Consider the following 16,039-nt stretch of genomic DNA (forward strand, 5'->3'; position numbering starts at 1 on the left):
GGGCAGAAAGTCGAGGTTCGGTGTCCGATTTCCGCCGGTCGACTTCTTCTCGCCCGAGTAGATTGTGGGAATGTCTTCAGCCCCTCCCTCCGCTCCGGTCCAATCAGCCGGCACGACTTTGACCGCGCTGGGGAGCTCCCGCAGCATCACCTTCCAGTTCATCGCAATGGGGCTGGTCTGGGGTGCCAGTTTCCTCTTCATGAAGGTTGCGTTGACCGGCGTCTCGTTCGGTCAGGTGGCATGGACGCGCATCCTGCTCGGCGCGATCACCCTCGGTGTCATCGCGCTGGTCACTCGAGCGAAGCTGCCGCGCAACCCGAAAATCTGGCTGCACTTCACGGTCATCGCACTCACCTACTGCGTGATCCCGTACTCGCTGTTCGCCTGGTCTGAGCAGTACATCTCGTCGAGCCTCGCCTCGATCCTCAACGCGGTCACACCCATCATGACCGCACTCGCAGCGACGTTGCTTTTCCGAGTTGAGAAGCTCAGCGCCGGGCAGGTCCTCGGCGTCGCCGTCGGCATTCTCGGAGTGATCGTCATCGTCGCTCCGTGGCAGGCGGGCACGTTCTCAGGTGAATGGCAGGGCCAGGTCGCCTGCATCGCCGCCGTCGCGTCGTACGGTTTCAGCCTCGGCTACTTTAAAAAGTTTCTCGCGCCGTACCACGTACCGTCGATCACCGCCGCGTTCACGTACATCGCCATCGCCGGTGTGATCATGCTTCTTCTCACCCCGGTGATGGCGTGGCACCCGGTCGACCTCGACATTTGGGTGGTGCTCAGCCTCGTCGGTCTCGGTGCGTTTGGTACCGGCATCGTCTACATCTGGAACATGAATGTCCTCGCCGCGTGGGGCCCGACCGCGACCTCAAGCGTCACGTACATCACACCCGTTGTCGGCGTGATCCTCGGTGTCCTGCTCCTCTCTGAATCCCTCGGCTGGAACGAACCTCTCGGAGCGGTCATTGTCTTCCTCGGTATTCTCCTGACCCAGAAACGCCTTCGGCTGTCGAGGCGGGCCGTTCCCTCGAGCTGACCCGGCCGGGCGGATGTCACTCGCGAGGATGACGCCCAGTCAACCTGCGGCACGATGTGCGGATGCCACGGTGCAGGCGAGTCTGGAACCATGAACTTTTCGACGCCTCCATTTCCGGCAAACGCAACACCGCACACGACAGCATTCTCGGCTCCGGCCATCCTCTCCGGCTCAGCCCTGGTGAAAACCTACGGATCGAGCACAGCCCTCGCCGGAATGGACATCTCGATCCGGGCGGGCGAATCTGTCGCGATCATGGGTGCGTCCGGCTCCGGTAAAACCACCCTTCTCCATACTCTCGCCGGAATCACCTCGCCCGACTCCGGCAGGGTCGACTTCCAGTCCCCATCCGGGTCGGTGGACGTCACGGCGATGAACGAGCGTGACCGCTCACGCCTCCGCCGCGAAGCGTTCGGCTTTGTCTTCCAGCAGGGACTCCTCATTCCGGAGCTCACCGCGATTGAGAACGTCGCCCTTCCACTCATGCTCGCCGGATACCCACGCCGTGAAGCAGAGGGACGCGCCCAGCACTGGCTCGCCGCCCTCGGCCTCGCTGGAATGGAAGCTCGCCGGATCGGTGAACTCTCCGGCGGTCAGGCGCAGCGCGTCGCCATCGCCCGTGCGCAGGTCACCGGAGCGACGGTCGTCTTCGCAGACGAGCCAACCGGCGCGCTCGACTCGGCGACGAGCGAAGACGTCCTGAACGCCCTGCTCGGCTCAACGGTCGGCCAGGGGCACGCGCTCGTCATCGTCACCCACGATGACGCAGTCGCTGCTCGGTGTTCTCGAGTGATCCACCTCCGTGACGGCCGAGTGCTGCCGTCCGCACAGACAGCCGGTTCGACAGGCCGCGCGGTGTCAGCATGACCGCAACAATAACGACTACGCCACCGATGGCATCCGCTTCTCGATCTCGGGCGCCCGTCGCCCGTCTGACCTGGCTGCTTGCAAGGCCGAGTGCCCAGAGCGCTGCCCTGCTCGTGCTTCCGGGTCTCGCTTTCGCGGTGACCACAGCCCTCGTGCTGATCGTGCTCGGCGGCGGCATGATGTTCTCGCGCTGGACGCTCGATGACAACGCAGACGCGACCGTCTACCAAATGCTCAGCGTGCTCGCCCTCGTGCTGTTGCTCGTGCCGCTCGCCTCTCTCGGTGGCGCTGCCGCTCGGTTGTCGGCTCGGCGCCGTGACGACCGGCTCGCCACCCTGCGGCTGCTCGGCGCAACGCCAGGAACCGTGACTCAAATGACGGTGCTCGAATCGACAGCGATAGCGGTGCTCGGGTCTCTGGTCGGCATCGTGCTCTACCTGATCGCGATGCCTTTCGTCGGCCTCATTCCGTTCGCGGGTGAAGCCATCGGCGCCGGAGCGTTGTGGGTTGGTCCCGGGGTTCTCCTGATCGTCGTTGTCGCCGTCGCCGCACTGGCCGCGATCAGCGCTGCGATCGGCCTCCGCCGGGTGACCATCTCGCCGCTCGGCGTTCGGACGCGCCAGACGGCTCCGAAAATGCACTGGACGCGTATCGTGGTCGGCGTTCTCGCGATCATCGGTGCATACGCCCTGCTCGGCTCAATGTCGGGAATCGCCGATGCTGCACTCACCATCGCCGTGCTTGGCACAGGCATCGGTATCGGCATCGCTGTGCTCAACCTCATCGGACCGTGGGCGCTCGGCATCGCAGCGAAGCTGTCCCTTCGACGGGCAAAATCCGCTGCCCAGCTCATCGCCGCCCGGGGAATCCTCGAGTCACCCAAGGCCGCGTGGAGACAGGTGTCCGGAGTCGCCATGACGAGTTTCATCGCCGTTGTTGCGGGCACGGGCATCGCTGTCGTGAGCAGCCTCACCGGCGACTACGAGGAAGACACCATGCTGCTCCTGGCAGACATTCGCACCGGAATCATCATCACCGTTGTGACGAGTTTCCTCATGGTGGCCTGCTCGGTCGGAGTGAACCAGGCAGCGAACATCCTCGACCGCCGCGACCTCTACGTGAGCCTCGATCGGCTCGGTATGCCCCGCGAGGTCATCGAAAAGTTCCGCTCACGCACCGTCATGAGCCCGTTGCGGTTCGTCACGATCGGATCAGCGCTCGTCGGTGGCGTGCTCGTCTTCCCGCTCGTCGGAATATCGTTCATCGTTGCCCCTGCGTCGCTGATCGTGATCGCCGGATGTCTCATCGGCGGCGTTTTCCTGGTCTGGCTCGCGCTCCGGGCAACCGGCCCTGTGCTCACCCGGGTGCTCCGCGAGCCCGAACGGCTCTAGCGCCGAACCGCCCGCGTTACTCGCGTTGCCCCGTGCCCGCTCCGCTTCCGAGCGGTGCGGCTCGGGGCATTCTCGGTCGGCACGATAGATTGAGTTCATGGTCGACAACGAAGTAACAGACGAGCTCCTCAGCCTGAGATCCACCATCGACAACATTGATGCGGCCCTCATCCACATGCTCGCCGAACGCTTCAAGGCCACCCAGCAGGTTGGGCGTCTCAAGGCCGAACACGACCTCCCCGCCGCTGACCCTGAGCGAGAGAAGCGCCAGATCGCCCGGCTGCGCGCCCTCGCCGAAGACGCCCACCTCGACCCGGCGTTCGCCGAAAAGTGGTTCAACTTCGTTGTGGCGGAGGTCATCCACCACCACGAACAGATCGCAGCGGGCGAGCGATGACCTGGAACCCCAACGACCTGCCACTGCAAACAGGCAAGGTCGTCGCGGTCACAGGTGCCAACGCTGGAATCGGGTTCTGGACAGCCTATGCACTCGCTGGCACCGGAGCATCCGTCATTCTCCTGACGAGAAATTCCAAGCGAGCGGATGCCGCGGTGCAAGCCATTCGCGCCCACGTACCGACCGCAGACCTCACTGTGGTGCCGCTCGATGTGGCCGACCTCGGGTCCGTGCGCGATGCTGGCGCTCGGCTCGCCGACCTGCCGCGTCTCGACGTGCTCGTGAACAACGCCGGGATCGTCCACGCCCCGCGCCGCCGGGAGCTCACGGCGGACGGGCTCGAACTGGTCACAGGGACGAACTTCTTCGGAGCGTTCGCCCTCACCGCCGCCGCGCTGCCCGCCCTTGAGCGGACCTCGGGTTCTCGCATCGTCTCGCTCGGCAGCCTCGCCAGTATGCTCGTTCGGCTGAACACCGACGACCTGCAGCAGGAACGGCGGTACTCGGGCTGGAACGCGTACGCCTACTCGAAGATCATGCTCTCGTCGTTCGGTTATGAGCTCGACCGGCGACTGGTCGCGCGGGGGAGTGGCACTCGATCGCTCGTTGCCCACCCCGGCTATTCGATCTCGGGGCGCACGCGCACGGTGCCCGGCGTCAACGAGCCGTCGCGGCTCGGCCGGTTCGTCGACACGCTGCAGACTCCGTTCACCCAGGGTAAGGAAGACGGCGCATCGCCGATCGTGCGTGCGGCCATCGACCCGGCCGCTGAGGGTGGCACGTTCTATGGGCCGCGCTACCTGATGAAGGGCGAGCCCGTCGCGATGAAGCCCGCCCGGATCACGACGGACGAGCGAGTAGCCGCCGCGATCTGGGCTGAGGCAGAGGTCGCGACGGGCATTCCGCTGCTCTAGCCGCCCCAGCGGGGGACGCGTTCTGGGATGGCACACTGGTGGGGTGGACACGTACTCAGCTCTCCGAAACGCCGAACTCGCGTTGTTGTCACGCTCGGTGCGGCGAAACTCTGAGCGGGTGCGAGCGCTGCTTCACGCCGACTTCGTGGAGATTGGCCGTTCTGGACGCCGCTGGTCGCGCGAACAGATCGTTGCTGCACTGGCCGATGAGGCCGACACGGAGGCTCTTGTCGCAGTGGCTGATGAGGCTGACGCAGAGCTGCCAGCGACGGATGAGTGGACGTTCACGGAGGTGTCGGCCGACCTCACGCTGGTCACATACCTCCTCCGAGGACCGGGAGGGGTGAGCCGTCACTCCTCGTTGTGGGACACGTCGTCTGGCTCACCCGTGATGCGGTTCCATCAGGGAACGGTCGTACCCGCTTAACGGATGCTCGCGCGGGCGCGCTGGCGATCGAGTGGGCCCAAAAGGTCATTCGTGCAGTCGAGTGGGCTCAAAAGGTCATTCGTGCAATCGAGTCGGCCCAGAAGGTCATTCAATTCGAATCGAACGACCCTTTGGGCCGACTCAATGCGTGCACTGACCACACCTCTGGTTTCATGACAAATCGCACGGTTCGAAAGACATGATGTCCGTCGAACCGTGCGATTTCGGTCGAGCTGCCGACGCTAGGCCAGGCGCGGAACCAACTGCCGCGCTGTGACCGACCTGGTGCGAACCACCGCGAGGCAGGTAGCCGCGAAGGCTCCGAACGTCCAGAAGATCAGCCCGGCGATCGCAGCCGCGAGGCCGCCACCATCGCTGACCACCGACAGGAAGCCGTTGAGGGCGGGCTGCAGCGGAGTGAGTCCCACCGCTGTGTCGAGCGCAACCGGTGCCGTTGCGATGATGCTCGTTCCGATCAGGATCAGCGCGACGATCATCGAGATGAACCGTCCGGCTCCACCGAACAGGGCGGTGAGCGCCTGGTTCGTCGACGCAAAGGCGATCGCCGCGATGGCCGCAACGCCCGCGAAAGCAAACCAGTCACCGGCGTCGAGCTTCATGAGGGGCTGGAGGATCGCTGCGACCAGCACACCCTGAACAACGCCGACGAGGGCCCCGGGCAGCCAGGCCTTGAACGCGAGGAGGGCCGACGGGCGAGTAGAGCCGAGCGCACGCTGAGGCAGTGCCCGCAGCACGAGGAAGCTCGCGAATGCGCCGAGCCAGAGAGCGAGTGCCGCGAAGAACGGGACTCCGGTTGTGCCGAATGAGAGCCCGCCGCTGCCGCCTTCAGCAACCACCGGGGTCGCGACGACAGTGGCGAGTGTTTCCCGCTCTGACTCGGTGTAGCTCGGGATGGCCACGGTCGCCTCACCCAGGCCGGAGGCTAGGGTCCCGACACCACCGGCCACGCCTGCGGCACCCTCAGAAACTCCGGTCGCTCCTGTGGCGAGGTTGGCGGCACCCGTTGCGAGCTCGATCGCACCGGAGTTGACCGTTTCACCCGAGGTGGCGAGCGTCGATGCCCCCGTTGCGATGGTGCTGATACCCGAGGTCAGGGACGGAATGCCTGCCGAGAAGGTACTTGCACCGGTGGCAACCCGCCGGGCGCTGCTTGCGAGCAACGCCGCGTTCTCGGCTGCTGATGGGCTGTTGGACGCCTCCGAGAGAGCCTCGAGGTTCTCACAGAATGTGGGTGCGTCCCCCACGGGCGGCACAACAGGGACGGTCGCCAATGCGCAGTTGTCTGCGAGTAGTTTCAGAGCTGCATTCTGCTCTGCCATGCCTGCAACAAGCAGATCGACTCCATCGGCGACGCCAGCCGTGCCGGTCGCGATCTGGCTGGCTCCGCCCGGCAGCGCCGCGGTCTGCTGCTGCAGCGTTGTGAGTCCACTCGACAGCTGGGTCACGCCTCGGGTGTACTCGGTGACACCTGAGGAGAAGCTCGAGACTCCGCCGGAGAACTCCGAGGTTCCCGATGCGAGCTGGGCCGCACCATCAGCGAGGGAGGTCGCACCCGTTGCAAGCTCCTGAGCACCATCAGCCGCGGTTCCGAGCTGATCGCCGAGCGTGTTGAAGCCGACGTAGATGTTCTCGAGGTAGCTCGTTGTGAGCTGGTTACCGACGAGGCTCGCGGCCGTCGAGGTGATCACCGAGCTGATGGCGTCATCGACGAGTCGGCTCTTCTCGCTCGTCTCCACCCCAATGGTGGCCGTCTCTGCCTCGGCTGCCTCTCCCGAGAACGAGGTCGCCGCCGCCGAGAAGTTCTCCGGAATCGTGACAACCGCCGTGAACCGGCCCGAGGTCAGTCCGTCGGTAGCGTCATCCTCATCGGTGAGCACCCAGTTGTAGTTCGTGTCCGAGAGGTCGGTTTCCGCCGCACTCGCGGTCGTCGACGAGGTTTCGGTGCCGCCTCCGACGAGCCCTGCCGCGAGCTGCCGCCCCAGCGGAACGGTCTGCCCGTCGAGCTCCACCGGCTCATCGAGGTTGACGATGGCCGCGTCCACCGTGTCGAGTCGCTCCTGCGGGTTCCAGAAGGCCCAGACCAGCACACCTGCAACGACGAGCGGAACGAGCAGGATGCCGAGCACCGAACGCCAGGTGACGCGACCGGTGGCACGAGATGCCTGAAAACGTGCGAGTGGGGTGCTCATGCGGATACTCCTGCTTCGTGCGCGAGTTCTGAGGTCAGGTTGGGTGTGACCGCGGTTTCGACACCGGGAACGGCGTCAGCCACGGTGGCTGGGCTGGCGGTGCCAACCGCGATCGCGAGTGTCGAGTCGCTTCGCGAAGCGGCACCCTGGGCGGAAACCAACGCGTCGTAAATGTTTCGGCGAGTGACGGCATCCGTCACCTGGTCGATTCCATCCAGCGCGATGAGCCTCGGCTTCTCGCGAAGAGCCTCGGTGAGGTCACCCACCGGGTCGGACGCCTCGCTGAGGGAGACGAATGCGACACGTGAACGAACGGATGCCGCGCGAACGCTCGCGACGTACCCGGCGACCTTGAGAATGCCTGTGTCGGCCTGCATGCGTCCAGACAGCGTCAGCAGCAGCGCGGTCACGCTGGCATCGCGACCGGCAGAGACGACCATTGTGCCGGTCTCGGGAAGAGCGAACGAGACGTCGGTATAGAGGTTGGTCTCGCCGGCGTCGAGGGTCAGCCCCTCGGCCGTGGCAATGTCGGTTGAGCTCGCGGCCGGCCAGTTGCGCAGTTCGATCTCCTTGGCGACACCTTCACCCTCGACGTCGAACGACGGAAGGGCACGGTCGAGCCACTTCGGAATCCACCACGCCTTCTCACCGAGCAGGGCGAGAACGGCGGGAACGAGGGTCATGCGCACAATGAACGCGTCGACGAAGACGCCGACAGCGAGACCAAGCGCGATCGGCTTGATGTTCGTGTCACCCTCCGGAACGAAGGCCGCGAACACCGCGAACATGATGACCGCCGCTGCCGTGACTACCTTCGCGGAGCCGAGGAACCCGGTCGTGACTGACTCGCGCGCCTTGCCCGAGTGCACGTAGTCCTCACGCATGCGGGCGACCAGGAACACCTCGTAGTCCATGGCGAGGCCGAACAGCACACCCATCAGGATGATCGGCATGAAGCTGATCACGGGGCTGCCCGGTTGAATGTGCAGAGCCTCAGCGAACCATCCGTACTCGAAGACAAGCGCGACAACACCGAACGCGGCGCAGACGCTGAGCAGGTAGCCGAGTGTTGCCTTGATCGGCACCCAGATCGAACGGAACACCATGGTAAGGAGGATCAGCGACAGGCCGACAACGATGACACCGAACGGCAGCAGCGCGTTGCCGAGCTTGTCGGAGATGTCGATGCCGACGGCCGTGAAGCCGGTGACCGAGAGGTCGACGTCGTATTCGTCGAGGAAGTAGTCGTGCATCGAGCGGATCTCGGCCACGAGGTTCTTGGTCTCAACCGAATCTGGCCCGCCGGTCGGAATGACCTGGACGATGCCGGTGTCTGCCGTCTCGTTCGGGGTGGCGAGCGGAACGGCCTCAACACCGTCGAGCTTCTCGATCTCGGTCTTGAGGTCGTCCATGAGCCCGAGCGGGTCGGTCGAGGTGACGATGCTCCCAGTGACGATGAGCGGTCCGTTGAACCCCTCACCGAAGTTATCGGAGACGATGTCGTAGGTAACACGAGCCGGGTCACCCTCCGGCAGCCCGCCGGCGTCTGGAAGGGCCAGGCGCAGGCCGAGCGCCGGGGCTGACACCAGGCCGAGCACGGCAACGACGCCGAGGATCGTGACGATCGGGAACTTCGTCGCCGCGTTCACCCAGCCGGCAAAGAAGCGGTTAGGACGGTGAGCGGATGCCAGTGGCTCAATCTCGCCCGCAGACTCGGCGTGGGCCTGGACCTGTGCGGCTGCATGGGCACGCTTCGCCTTTCGTGACGGCTTGGCCGGCTTGGGGCGAAGTCGTTCTCCTGCGAGTCCGAGGAATGCCGGGATCAGCGTGATCGAGATGACCACGGCGACCGCGACACCGGCCGCTGCCGAGACACCCATGACGGTGAGGAACGGGATGCCAGCGACGCCGAGTCCGACGAGCGCGATGATGACGGTGAGTCCGGCGAAGATCACAGCGCTGCCAGCGGTTGCCACGGAGCGTGCGGCGGACTCTTCCGCCTCCATCCCGTCTCTCAGTTGCTCCTGATATCTCGAGATGATGAACAGGGCGTAGTCGATGCCGACAGCGAGGCCGAGCATGAGCGCGAGCATGGGTGTTGTCGATGTGATCGAACCGAACGCCGTTGCGATGAAGATGAATGCGATCGAGATACCGACGCCGAGAAGCGCGGTGACGAGCGGCATTCCAGCGGCCAGGAACGAGCCGAACGTCAGAACAAGTACCACGAGCGCGACTCCGACTCCGATGAGTTCGGTTGCCGTGAGGGCGGGGAAACTCGCGCTGAAGAGCTGTCCGCCCAGTGCGGATTCGGAACCGTCCGGGAGTGCGTTGGCTATGGCATCCGCTTCATCAATCAAGGCGTTCTTGGTCGCCTCGGTGACTTCGTATTGCGAACCGTCGAGCTGGATGCTGATGAGGGCCGCGCGCTCGTTCTCGCTCACAGCGCCGTCGATGTTCTCGTCGAACGGCGAAATGGCGCTCTCGACACCGTCGATGTCGTTGAGGGCGTCGACTCCGTCCGTGATGATCTTCGCGACGGCCTCATCGTTCACTGAGTCACCGTCGGGGGCGACGACGGCCAGCTGGGCGGATGCGCCGCTGACCTGCGGGAAGGTCGTCGACAGCGAGTCGAGCGCGTTCTGCGACTCGGTGCCCGGAATGGAGATCGAGTTGTCCAGGCCCTGGTTGAAGAGGAGTGCGCCTCCGCCGACGAGAGCGAGGATGAGGATCCAGGCGCCGACGACGATGCCGCGTGCGCGGAACGCCCAACGGCCGAGGGAATAGAGCAGTGAGGACACGAGTCTCCTAGGAAAGGCAGGGTGTGTGAGCGTATACGCGAGAGATACACCGGCGTATCCAATACACGAATGTATCCGATACACTGGTGTATCGCCAAACTCTCTCAGTAAGGTGTCAGGGTGTCCACTTCAGTTGAACAGTTGGAATCGCAGGGTGATTCTGCGCGCCGACGCAAGACCCGCGATCGGCTGATCGACGCGGCGTACGAGGTGTTCGCCGAGACCGGGATTCACGCGGCGTCGGTCGAGATGATCACCGAGCGCGCCGGGTTTACTCGCGGTGCGTTTTACTCGAACTTCGACACGAAGGAAGAGTTGTTCTTCGCCCTCGCCGAGCGGGAGAACCGGTTGCGGTTTGAGCGGCTGCAGGACGGCGTCGACTCGATCCTGCCGGGGCTCGACGCGACGAGTGCCGTTACCGACGAGACGCTGAGCTCGCTCGTCATGCAGTTCCTTGAGATGCAAGGCGACGATCGGCGCTGGTGCCTCGTGCAGTCGGAGTTTCGTCTGCTTGCGATGCGCGATGCGACAGTTGCGGCGTCGTACCTTGAGTACCAGCGCAACTTCCAGGGCGAGCTGGCCGCACGCCTCGAGGATGCGCTTCGGTCGGTCGGCCTGAGCTTTGTGATCGACCCCGTTGCCGTGACGCGCATGATTGTGAACGTCTACGAGTCGGCCATGCAGGAGTCGATCCTCGAGGGCTCAAATGTGCCTAACATGTCGAGGTCGCCGATCGTGCTCGGCACGTTGCCACCGCTCATTCAGTCGCTGACCCGGCCGCTCTAGCCGGGGCTAGAGCGCTCGGCTGTCGATGCGTGCGGACGCCATCGAGCGGACAAACGTGCCAAACAGTGCGACGAACGAGCATTGATCGAGACATGGAAAACGTGCTTCATTTCCCCGAAGGCGGACCGGATGCTCGTTGCCGGCGGCGAACCGGAACCACGGACGGGATGCCTCGGCTCAGCAGCAGCGAGACGAGGGCGATAACGACGAGTCCGAAGAACGCTGTCCGCAGTGAAGAGACCTGGGACTCGGTGTAGAGCTTGTTGAGCTCCTCGCCTTCGCTGTCGGTGAGACCGGCGTCTTCGGCGATCTGAGCGACCGAGGAAACGGGCACAATAGGGATCGCGCCCTGGGTTTGCTCGGTCACGGCGGCTTTCACATCGTCCGGCAATTCACTGCTTGCTACACCTGTGGCGAAAGACGTGGTGAGAGCGCCGATCAGTACCGACCCGATCAGGGCTGTGCCGAGGGAAGACCCCAGATTCTGGAAGACCCCCTGCAACCCTCCGACCTCGCTGGTCTCTTTCTCGGTCACGCTCGACATGTTGACGTTGCCGAGTTGGCTGGCGAGGAGGCCGAGAGCAGCACCGGCGAAAAACATGCCGATGCCGAACGCGACGCTCCTTAGTTCGAAGTCGACGGCGCCGAGCAGAACGATGGAACTGAAAACGAGGATCCACTGGCCGGACCGCACAATGCGGCGGGGCGACCATAGGCGGGAAAGCCGAGTGCCGACGATCGAGAACAAGATGAGCGAGATCGACAACGGGAAGATACGAACACCGGTCTCAAGGGCATCGAGCCCGAGCGTCATCTGCAGGTAGACCGGAACCATGAAAAAGAGCCCGGCGGTGATCGTGTACTGCGATCCCAGCACAGACAGACCGCTGCGGAGCGAGCTGATGCTGAACAGCGAGACGTGGACCAGCGGGGACTTGCCGGCAGCCGCGAGCGCCGACTGTCGGTGCTGAAATGCCCAGAGAAGGATGCCGCCGATCACCATGAACCACGACGTCAGCGACACGCCGAGTGGGGTTAATTCTTGACCGTTGATTTCCGGAGCGTCGCGCGGGGTGATCCAGCCCCAGGTCTTGCTCTGGAGCATCCCGAAGACGACGAACACCAGTCCGGAGGCCGACAGCAGCACGCTGAGGAGGTCGATACTGATTTTCTGTCGCGGGGTGCTGTCGGTGATCAGGCGACTGGTGAGCACGACGACCGCCATGATGACGACCTCGGCCACGAAGACGTAGCGCCAGCTGAAGTACGTGGTCACGAAACCACCGATAAGTGGACCGGCGGCGACAGCGGCCCCGGATACGGCACCGATGATCGCATAGGCGGTGATCCGTTCTTTGCCTGTGTAGTTGTCGGCGATTAGTGCTGCGATGGCAGGGATCACGAGCACAGCACCGAGGCCCTCGATGATCGACCAGCCGAGGAAGAGAACCTGAATGGTCGGGGCAAACGCTGTGGTGAGCGAACCGATGGCGTAGATGATCGAGCCGATGACGAATGCTCGTCTGCGGCCCCAGATGTCGCCGAGCTTCGCGCCGAGGAGCATTACAGCCGCCATGGTCAGCGTGTAGAAGGTAATCGCGGTTTGCATCGCGGTCACCGTGGTATCGAGATCGACGACCACGGTCGAGATAGAGACATTCATGACGGTTCCATCGAGCACCATGACGAACTGAGCCGCACCCAAGATGATGACGACAAGCCACTTTTTCATTGCGTCCCCGTCTCGTTCGATCTCCCAGCCTTCGATCGATTGCCGCTCGAGTGTGCGCGCTTCAGGGCGGTCCTGGATGTTGCGAAGGAATCGGCTGTCCATCTCGATGATCCGCTGCGGGCCATCACGCCGATGGGCGTCGCCGGAACGAACGGTTCTTCCGATGAAATTTCCAAGCGAGGATCCTCGCCGCCTACCCACCGCGGCTGGCTGGCCGCTACTGGCACTCCGTTCATCTTCACCTCAATGCTCGACGTGGCAAGCCAAACGGATGAGCGATCCTGCCATAGTGCGAAACGTCGGTCAGGCACGCGACATACGGTTTGAGCGCGTTCTCTACGGTAACCGCGCGCACTAGCGTTCAGGTCATACTCAGCGGGTGAGGATCCTCACCTCCGCGACGTTGCAGCACAGGACAGCGGCGACATCGATGGAGAGCAACGAGGACGAAGACAAGAAGGGCGAGAGTTTCTCGAGAACTCTCGCCCTTCTTCGCAAAATGAGGCCTGGTCGGGCGGTGGTTAGCCGAGCGTCGGGCCGAACGCCGCCGGGAGGGTTGCGGTGTGGATCGAACGCAGCTCATCTATGGGAGCGGTGAAGAGATCCTGGATCTCGAGTGACTGCGAGGTCTTGTCTGTGACCCCGATGCGCAGGACCGGGTAGTTGCGTCCCTCGCAGAGGCCGCGGAACTTCACATCGTCCTCGCGAGGCACCGACACGAGCACGCGACCGGTGGACTCGGAGAACAGGGCAGTGGCCACGTCGACGCCGTCACGCTCGAGAATCTCGCCGAGCCAGACGCGGGCGCCAACTCCGAAGCGCAGAACGCTCTCGGCCAGGGCCTGGCCCAGTCCGCCATCGGAGAGATCATGCGCCGAGGCGATGATCGACGACTGGGAACCGGCGTGCAGCAGGGCGGCCAGGTCCTTCTCGCGCTCGAAATCGACAGCGGGCGGCAGGCCACCGAGGTGATCGTGGATGGTGCCAGCCCACGCCGAACCGGAGAGCTCTTCGCTCGTGGTTCCGAGCAGGTAGATGTTGTCGCCCTCGTCCTGCCAGCCGCTCGGCACACGACGAGCAACGTCGTCGATGACGCCGAGCACACCGACGACGGGCGTCGGGAAGATCGGGGTGTCGCCGGTCTGGTTGTAGAAGGATACGTTTCCGCCGGTCACGGGCACTTCGAGTTCGAGGCAACCGTCGGACAGACCTTCAACCGCCTGCGAGAACTGCCACATCACCTCGGGGTTTTCGGGCGAGCCGAAGTTGAGGCAATCGGTGACGGCCGCAGGAACCGCGCCGGTGCAAGCGACGTTGCGGTACGCCTCAGCGAGCGCGAGTTTCGCGCCGAGGGACGGGTCGAGCTGGCAGTAGCGGCCGTTCGCATCAGTGGCGATCGCGAAGCCGAGGCCGGACTCCTCGTCGACACGGATCATTCCGCCGTCGTCGGGGAAGGACAGTGCTGTGTTGCCCATGACGTAATAGTCGTACTGGTTCGTGATCCAGCTCTTGTCAGCGAGGTTCGCTGAGCCGAGCAACGCGAAGAACTGTGAACGCAGCGTCTCAGCATCGGTCGGACGTTCCAGAGCGGATGCTGTATCCGCCTGCAGAGCGTCGAGCCAGGTCGGGTACGCAACGGGGCGCTCGTACACGGGGCCATCAACCGCAACAGTCGACGGGTCAACATTGACGATTTCCTCACCGTGCCAGTTGATGATGAGGCGGCCGGTGTCCGTGACCTCACCCATGACTGATGTTTCGACGTCCCACTTCGCGGTGACCGCGAGGAAGCCCGCGAGCTTGTCGGGCTCAACGACGGCCATCATGCGTTCTTGCGACTCCGACATGAGGATTTCCTCAGGCGTGAGTGACGGGTCGCGAAGCAGCGTGTTCGACAGTTCGATGAACATGCCACCGTCGCCATTCGCGGCGAGCTCGCTCGTTGCGCATGAGATGCCGGCGGCACCGAGGTCCTGGATGCCCTCGACGAGCTTCTCCTTGTAAAGCTCGAGGCAGCACTCGATGAGCACCTTCTCGGCGAACGGGTCGCCGACCTGGACGGCAGGGCGCTTGGTCGGGCCTGCAGCGTCGAACGAGTCCGAGGCGAGGATCGACGCGCCGCCGATGCCGTCGCCACCGGTGCGCGCGCCGAACAGAACGATCTTGTTGCCGACGCCCGAGGCGTTGGCGAGGTGTAGGTCCTCGTGGCGGAGGACGCCAACCGACAGTGCGTTGACGAGCGGGTTGCCCTGGTAGACCTTGTCGAAGTAGGTCTCGCCGCCGATGTTCGGCAGGCCAAGGCAGTTGCCGTAGAACGAGATGCCGCTCGTGACGCCGTGCACGACGCGCGCGGTGTCGGGGTCGTCGATCGCACCGAAGCGCAACTGGTCCATCACGGCAACCGGGCGTGCACCCATCGAAATGATGTCGCGGACGATTCCACCAACGCCGGTCGCTGCGCCCTGGAACGGCTCGATGTAGCTCGGGTGGTTGTGGCTCTCCACCTTGAAGGTGACGGCCCAGCCCTCGCCCACGTCAACGACACCGGCGTTCTCGCCCATGCCGACCATGAGGTTCTTCTTCATGGCGGGGGTGACCTTCTGGCCGAACTGCTTCAGGTAGATCTTGCTCGACTTGTAAGAGCAGTGCTCGCTCCACATCACCGAGTACATGGCGAGTTCACCCGAGGTTGGGCGCCGTCCGAGGATCTCCTTGATCTTCTCGTACTCATCGGGCTTGAGGCCGAGCGCCGCGAACGGCTGCTCCTTCTCGGGGGTGGCGATGGCGTTCGAGACGGTGTCGGCCACAGACGTAACGGGATTGCTCACGGGGAGAGGCTCCTAGATCGAGGGATGCCGGAATGGCTCAATTCTATGCGGGCGCGCATCCTCGCGTGGATTGAGTCTCTTAGCGATCGCCTCCCGGAGGGCCCACGATCAAAAGCATCGTGTAAACGACGACGAGAGCGATGACGAACAGCACGGCCAGGAGCACGGGGTGGGTCAGGAACCAGCGCAGCAAACGGTCGATCCCGCTCCGGTCCCGCGGGTCGTCTGTCGCGGTGCGGCGCCATTCGCCATCGAGTCGCCCGGTGCGGTCGGCCCACAGGTCGAAGGGGATCGTGGCGTACGGCACCACGGCTGTGGCGACGGCGCCGACGATCAGCGGCAAGTTCCAGCGCTGGTTGAGCCCGACAATCAGCGCGGTCCCGGCGTACGCCAGGAAAACAAAACCGTGAATCGATCCGCCAATCCGAACCGCGAGGTCGCCGAGCTCCCCGGGTGTCCACACGTACTTCATCAGCAGTCCGACGATCAGCAGCGTCCACGTCACCGCCTCGGCGAAAGCGAGGGTTCGGTAAAACACGCGGGGAGACACGGAAGACACTCCAGAGGTCGACAGTTGAGGCGAACGGATGCCTGTGGCTGGGAGATTCGGACGGCCTTATCTTGTCAGCGCGATCGCCCCTGGCGCTGGG

12 protein-coding genes are annotated in these 16,039 nt (G+C 64.1%); 7 read left to right on the forward strand and 5 right to left on the reverse strand.

Going from position 1 to position 16,039, the window contains the following annotated elements; translation table 11 throughout:
- Positions 1-70: 70 nt before the first annotated feature.
- The 6 genes from D9V28_RS09900 to D9V28_RS09925 all read left to right on the forward strand — a co-directional run bounded on the left by D9V28_RS09900 (position 71) and on the right by D9V28_RS09925 (position 5,032).
- On the forward strand, positions 71-1,036 hold the full coding sequence (locus D9V28_RS09900; protein ID WP_308472466.1) for a DMT family transporter: 966 nt from the start codon (positions 71-73) through the stop codon (positions 1,034-1,036).
- Between the two features lie 90 nt (positions 1,037-1,126).
- Positions 1,127-1,903 carry an ABC transporter ATP-binding protein gene (locus D9V28_RS09905; protein WP_121659525.1) on the forward strand — a complete coding sequence of 259 codons (777 nt, stop codon included), beginning with the start codon at positions 1,127-1,129 and terminating at the stop codon, positions 1,901-1,903.
- Complete coding sequence (locus D9V28_RS09910; protein WP_229727821.1) at positions 1,900-3,294, forward strand: FtsX-like permease family protein; 1,395 nt, start codon at positions 1,900-1,902, stop codon at positions 3,292-3,294. Before D9V28_RS09905 ends, D9V28_RS09910 begins: the two co-directional genes overlap by 4 nt.
- A gap of 97 nt (positions 3,295-3,391) precedes the next feature.
- Complete coding sequence (locus tag D9V28_RS09915) at positions 3,392-3,691, forward strand: chorismate mutase (RefSeq protein WP_121659527.1); 300 nt, start codon at positions 3,392-3,394, stop codon at positions 3,689-3,691.
- A complete protein-coding gene (locus D9V28_RS09920; RefSeq protein WP_121659528.1) occupies positions 3,688-4,605 on the forward strand; it encodes an SDR family NAD(P)-dependent oxidoreductase in 918 nt (305 codons plus the stop codon). The genes D9V28_RS09915 and D9V28_RS09920 overlap by 4 nt, the downstream gene beginning before the upstream one ends.
- A gap of 43 nt (positions 4,606-4,648) precedes the next feature.
- The gene (locus tag D9V28_RS09925) at positions 4,649-5,032 is read left to right on the forward strand and encodes a nuclear transport factor 2 family protein (protein ID WP_121659529.1); all 384 of its coding nucleotides are present in this window, start codon (positions 4,649-4,651) and stop codon (positions 5,030-5,032) included.
- A gap of 242 nt (positions 5,033-5,274) precedes the next feature.
- Here D9V28_RS09925 and D9V28_RS09930 read toward each other — a convergent pair whose 3' ends face one another.
- Positions 5,275-7,242: a YhgE/Pip domain-containing protein gene (locus tag D9V28_RS09930; protein WP_121659530.1), complete on the reverse strand. Its 1,968-nt coding sequence runs from the start codon at positions 7,240-7,242 to the stop codon at positions 5,275-5,277.
- Entirely contained in the window at positions 7,239-10,043 is a 2,805-nt protein-coding gene (locus D9V28_RS09935) for an MMPL family transporter (protein ID WP_121659531.1), read from the reverse strand. Before D9V28_RS09935 ends, D9V28_RS09930 begins: the two co-directional genes overlap by 4 nt.
- Positions 10,044-10,163: 120 nt before the next feature.
- Between D9V28_RS09935 and D9V28_RS09940 the strand changes: the two genes are divergently transcribed.
- Entirely contained in the window at positions 10,164-10,829 is a 666-nt protein-coding gene (locus tag D9V28_RS09940; protein ID WP_121659532.1) for a TetR/AcrR family transcriptional regulator, read from the forward strand.
- Between the two features lie 106 nt (positions 10,830-10,935).
- Here D9V28_RS09940 and D9V28_RS09945 read toward each other — a convergent pair whose 3' ends face one another.
- The 3 genes from D9V28_RS09945 to D9V28_RS09955 form a co-directional block, all read right to left on the reverse strand.
- A complete protein-coding gene (locus tag D9V28_RS09945; RefSeq protein ID WP_229727812.1) occupies positions 10,936-12,663 on the reverse strand; it encodes an MFS transporter in 1,728 nt (575 codons plus the stop codon).
- Positions 12,664-13,082: 419 nt separating this feature from the next.
- On the reverse strand, positions 13,083-15,389 hold the full coding sequence (gene purL / locus D9V28_RS09950; RefSeq protein ID WP_121659533.1) for a phosphoribosylformylglycinamidine synthase subunit PurL: 2,307 nt from the start codon (positions 15,387-15,389) through the stop codon (positions 13,083-13,085).
- Positions 15,390-15,468: 79 nt separating this feature from the next.
- On the reverse strand, positions 15,469-15,939 hold the full coding sequence (locus tag D9V28_RS09955) for a DUF3817 domain-containing protein (protein ID WP_121659534.1): 471 nt from the start codon (positions 15,937-15,939) through the stop codon (positions 15,469-15,471).
- Positions 15,940-16,039 lie beyond the last annotated feature (100 nt).

The sequence above is a fragment of the Mycetocola zhadangensis genome (genome assembly GCF_003668565.1).
Taxonomy (GTDB): Bacteria; Actinomycetota; Actinomycetes; order Actinomycetales; family Microbacteriaceae; genus Mycetocola_A; species Mycetocola_A zhadangensis.

Bases quoted from the DNA above. Each gene is read 5' to 3' on its own strand.
- D9V28_RS09945 (WP_229727812.1), bottom strand. From the start codon at position 12,663: ATGGACAGCCGATTCCTTCGCAACATCCAGGACCGCCCTGAAGCGCGC.
- D9V28_RS09920 (WP_121659528.1), top strand. From the start codon at position 3,688: ATGACCTGGAACCCCAACGACCTGCCACTGCAAACAGGCAAGGTCGTC.
- D9V28_RS09900 (WP_308472466.1), top strand. From the start codon at position 71: ATGTCTTCAGCCCCTCCCTCCGCTCCGGTCCAATCAGCCGGCACGACT.
- D9V28_RS09905 (WP_121659525.1), top strand. From the start codon at position 1,127: ATGAACTTTTCGACGCCTCCATTTCCGGCAAACGCAACACCGCACACG.
- D9V28_RS09930 (WP_121659530.1), bottom strand. From the start codon at position 7,242: ATGAGCACCCCACTCGCACGTTTTCAGGCATCTCGTGCCACCGGTCGC.
- D9V28_RS09915 (WP_121659527.1), top strand. From the start codon at position 3,392: ATGGTCGACAACGAAGTAACAGACGAGCTCCTCAGCCTGAGATCCACC.
- D9V28_RS09910 (WP_229727821.1), top strand. From the start codon at position 1,900: ATGACCGCAACAATAACGACTACGCCACCGATGGCATCCGCTTCTCGA.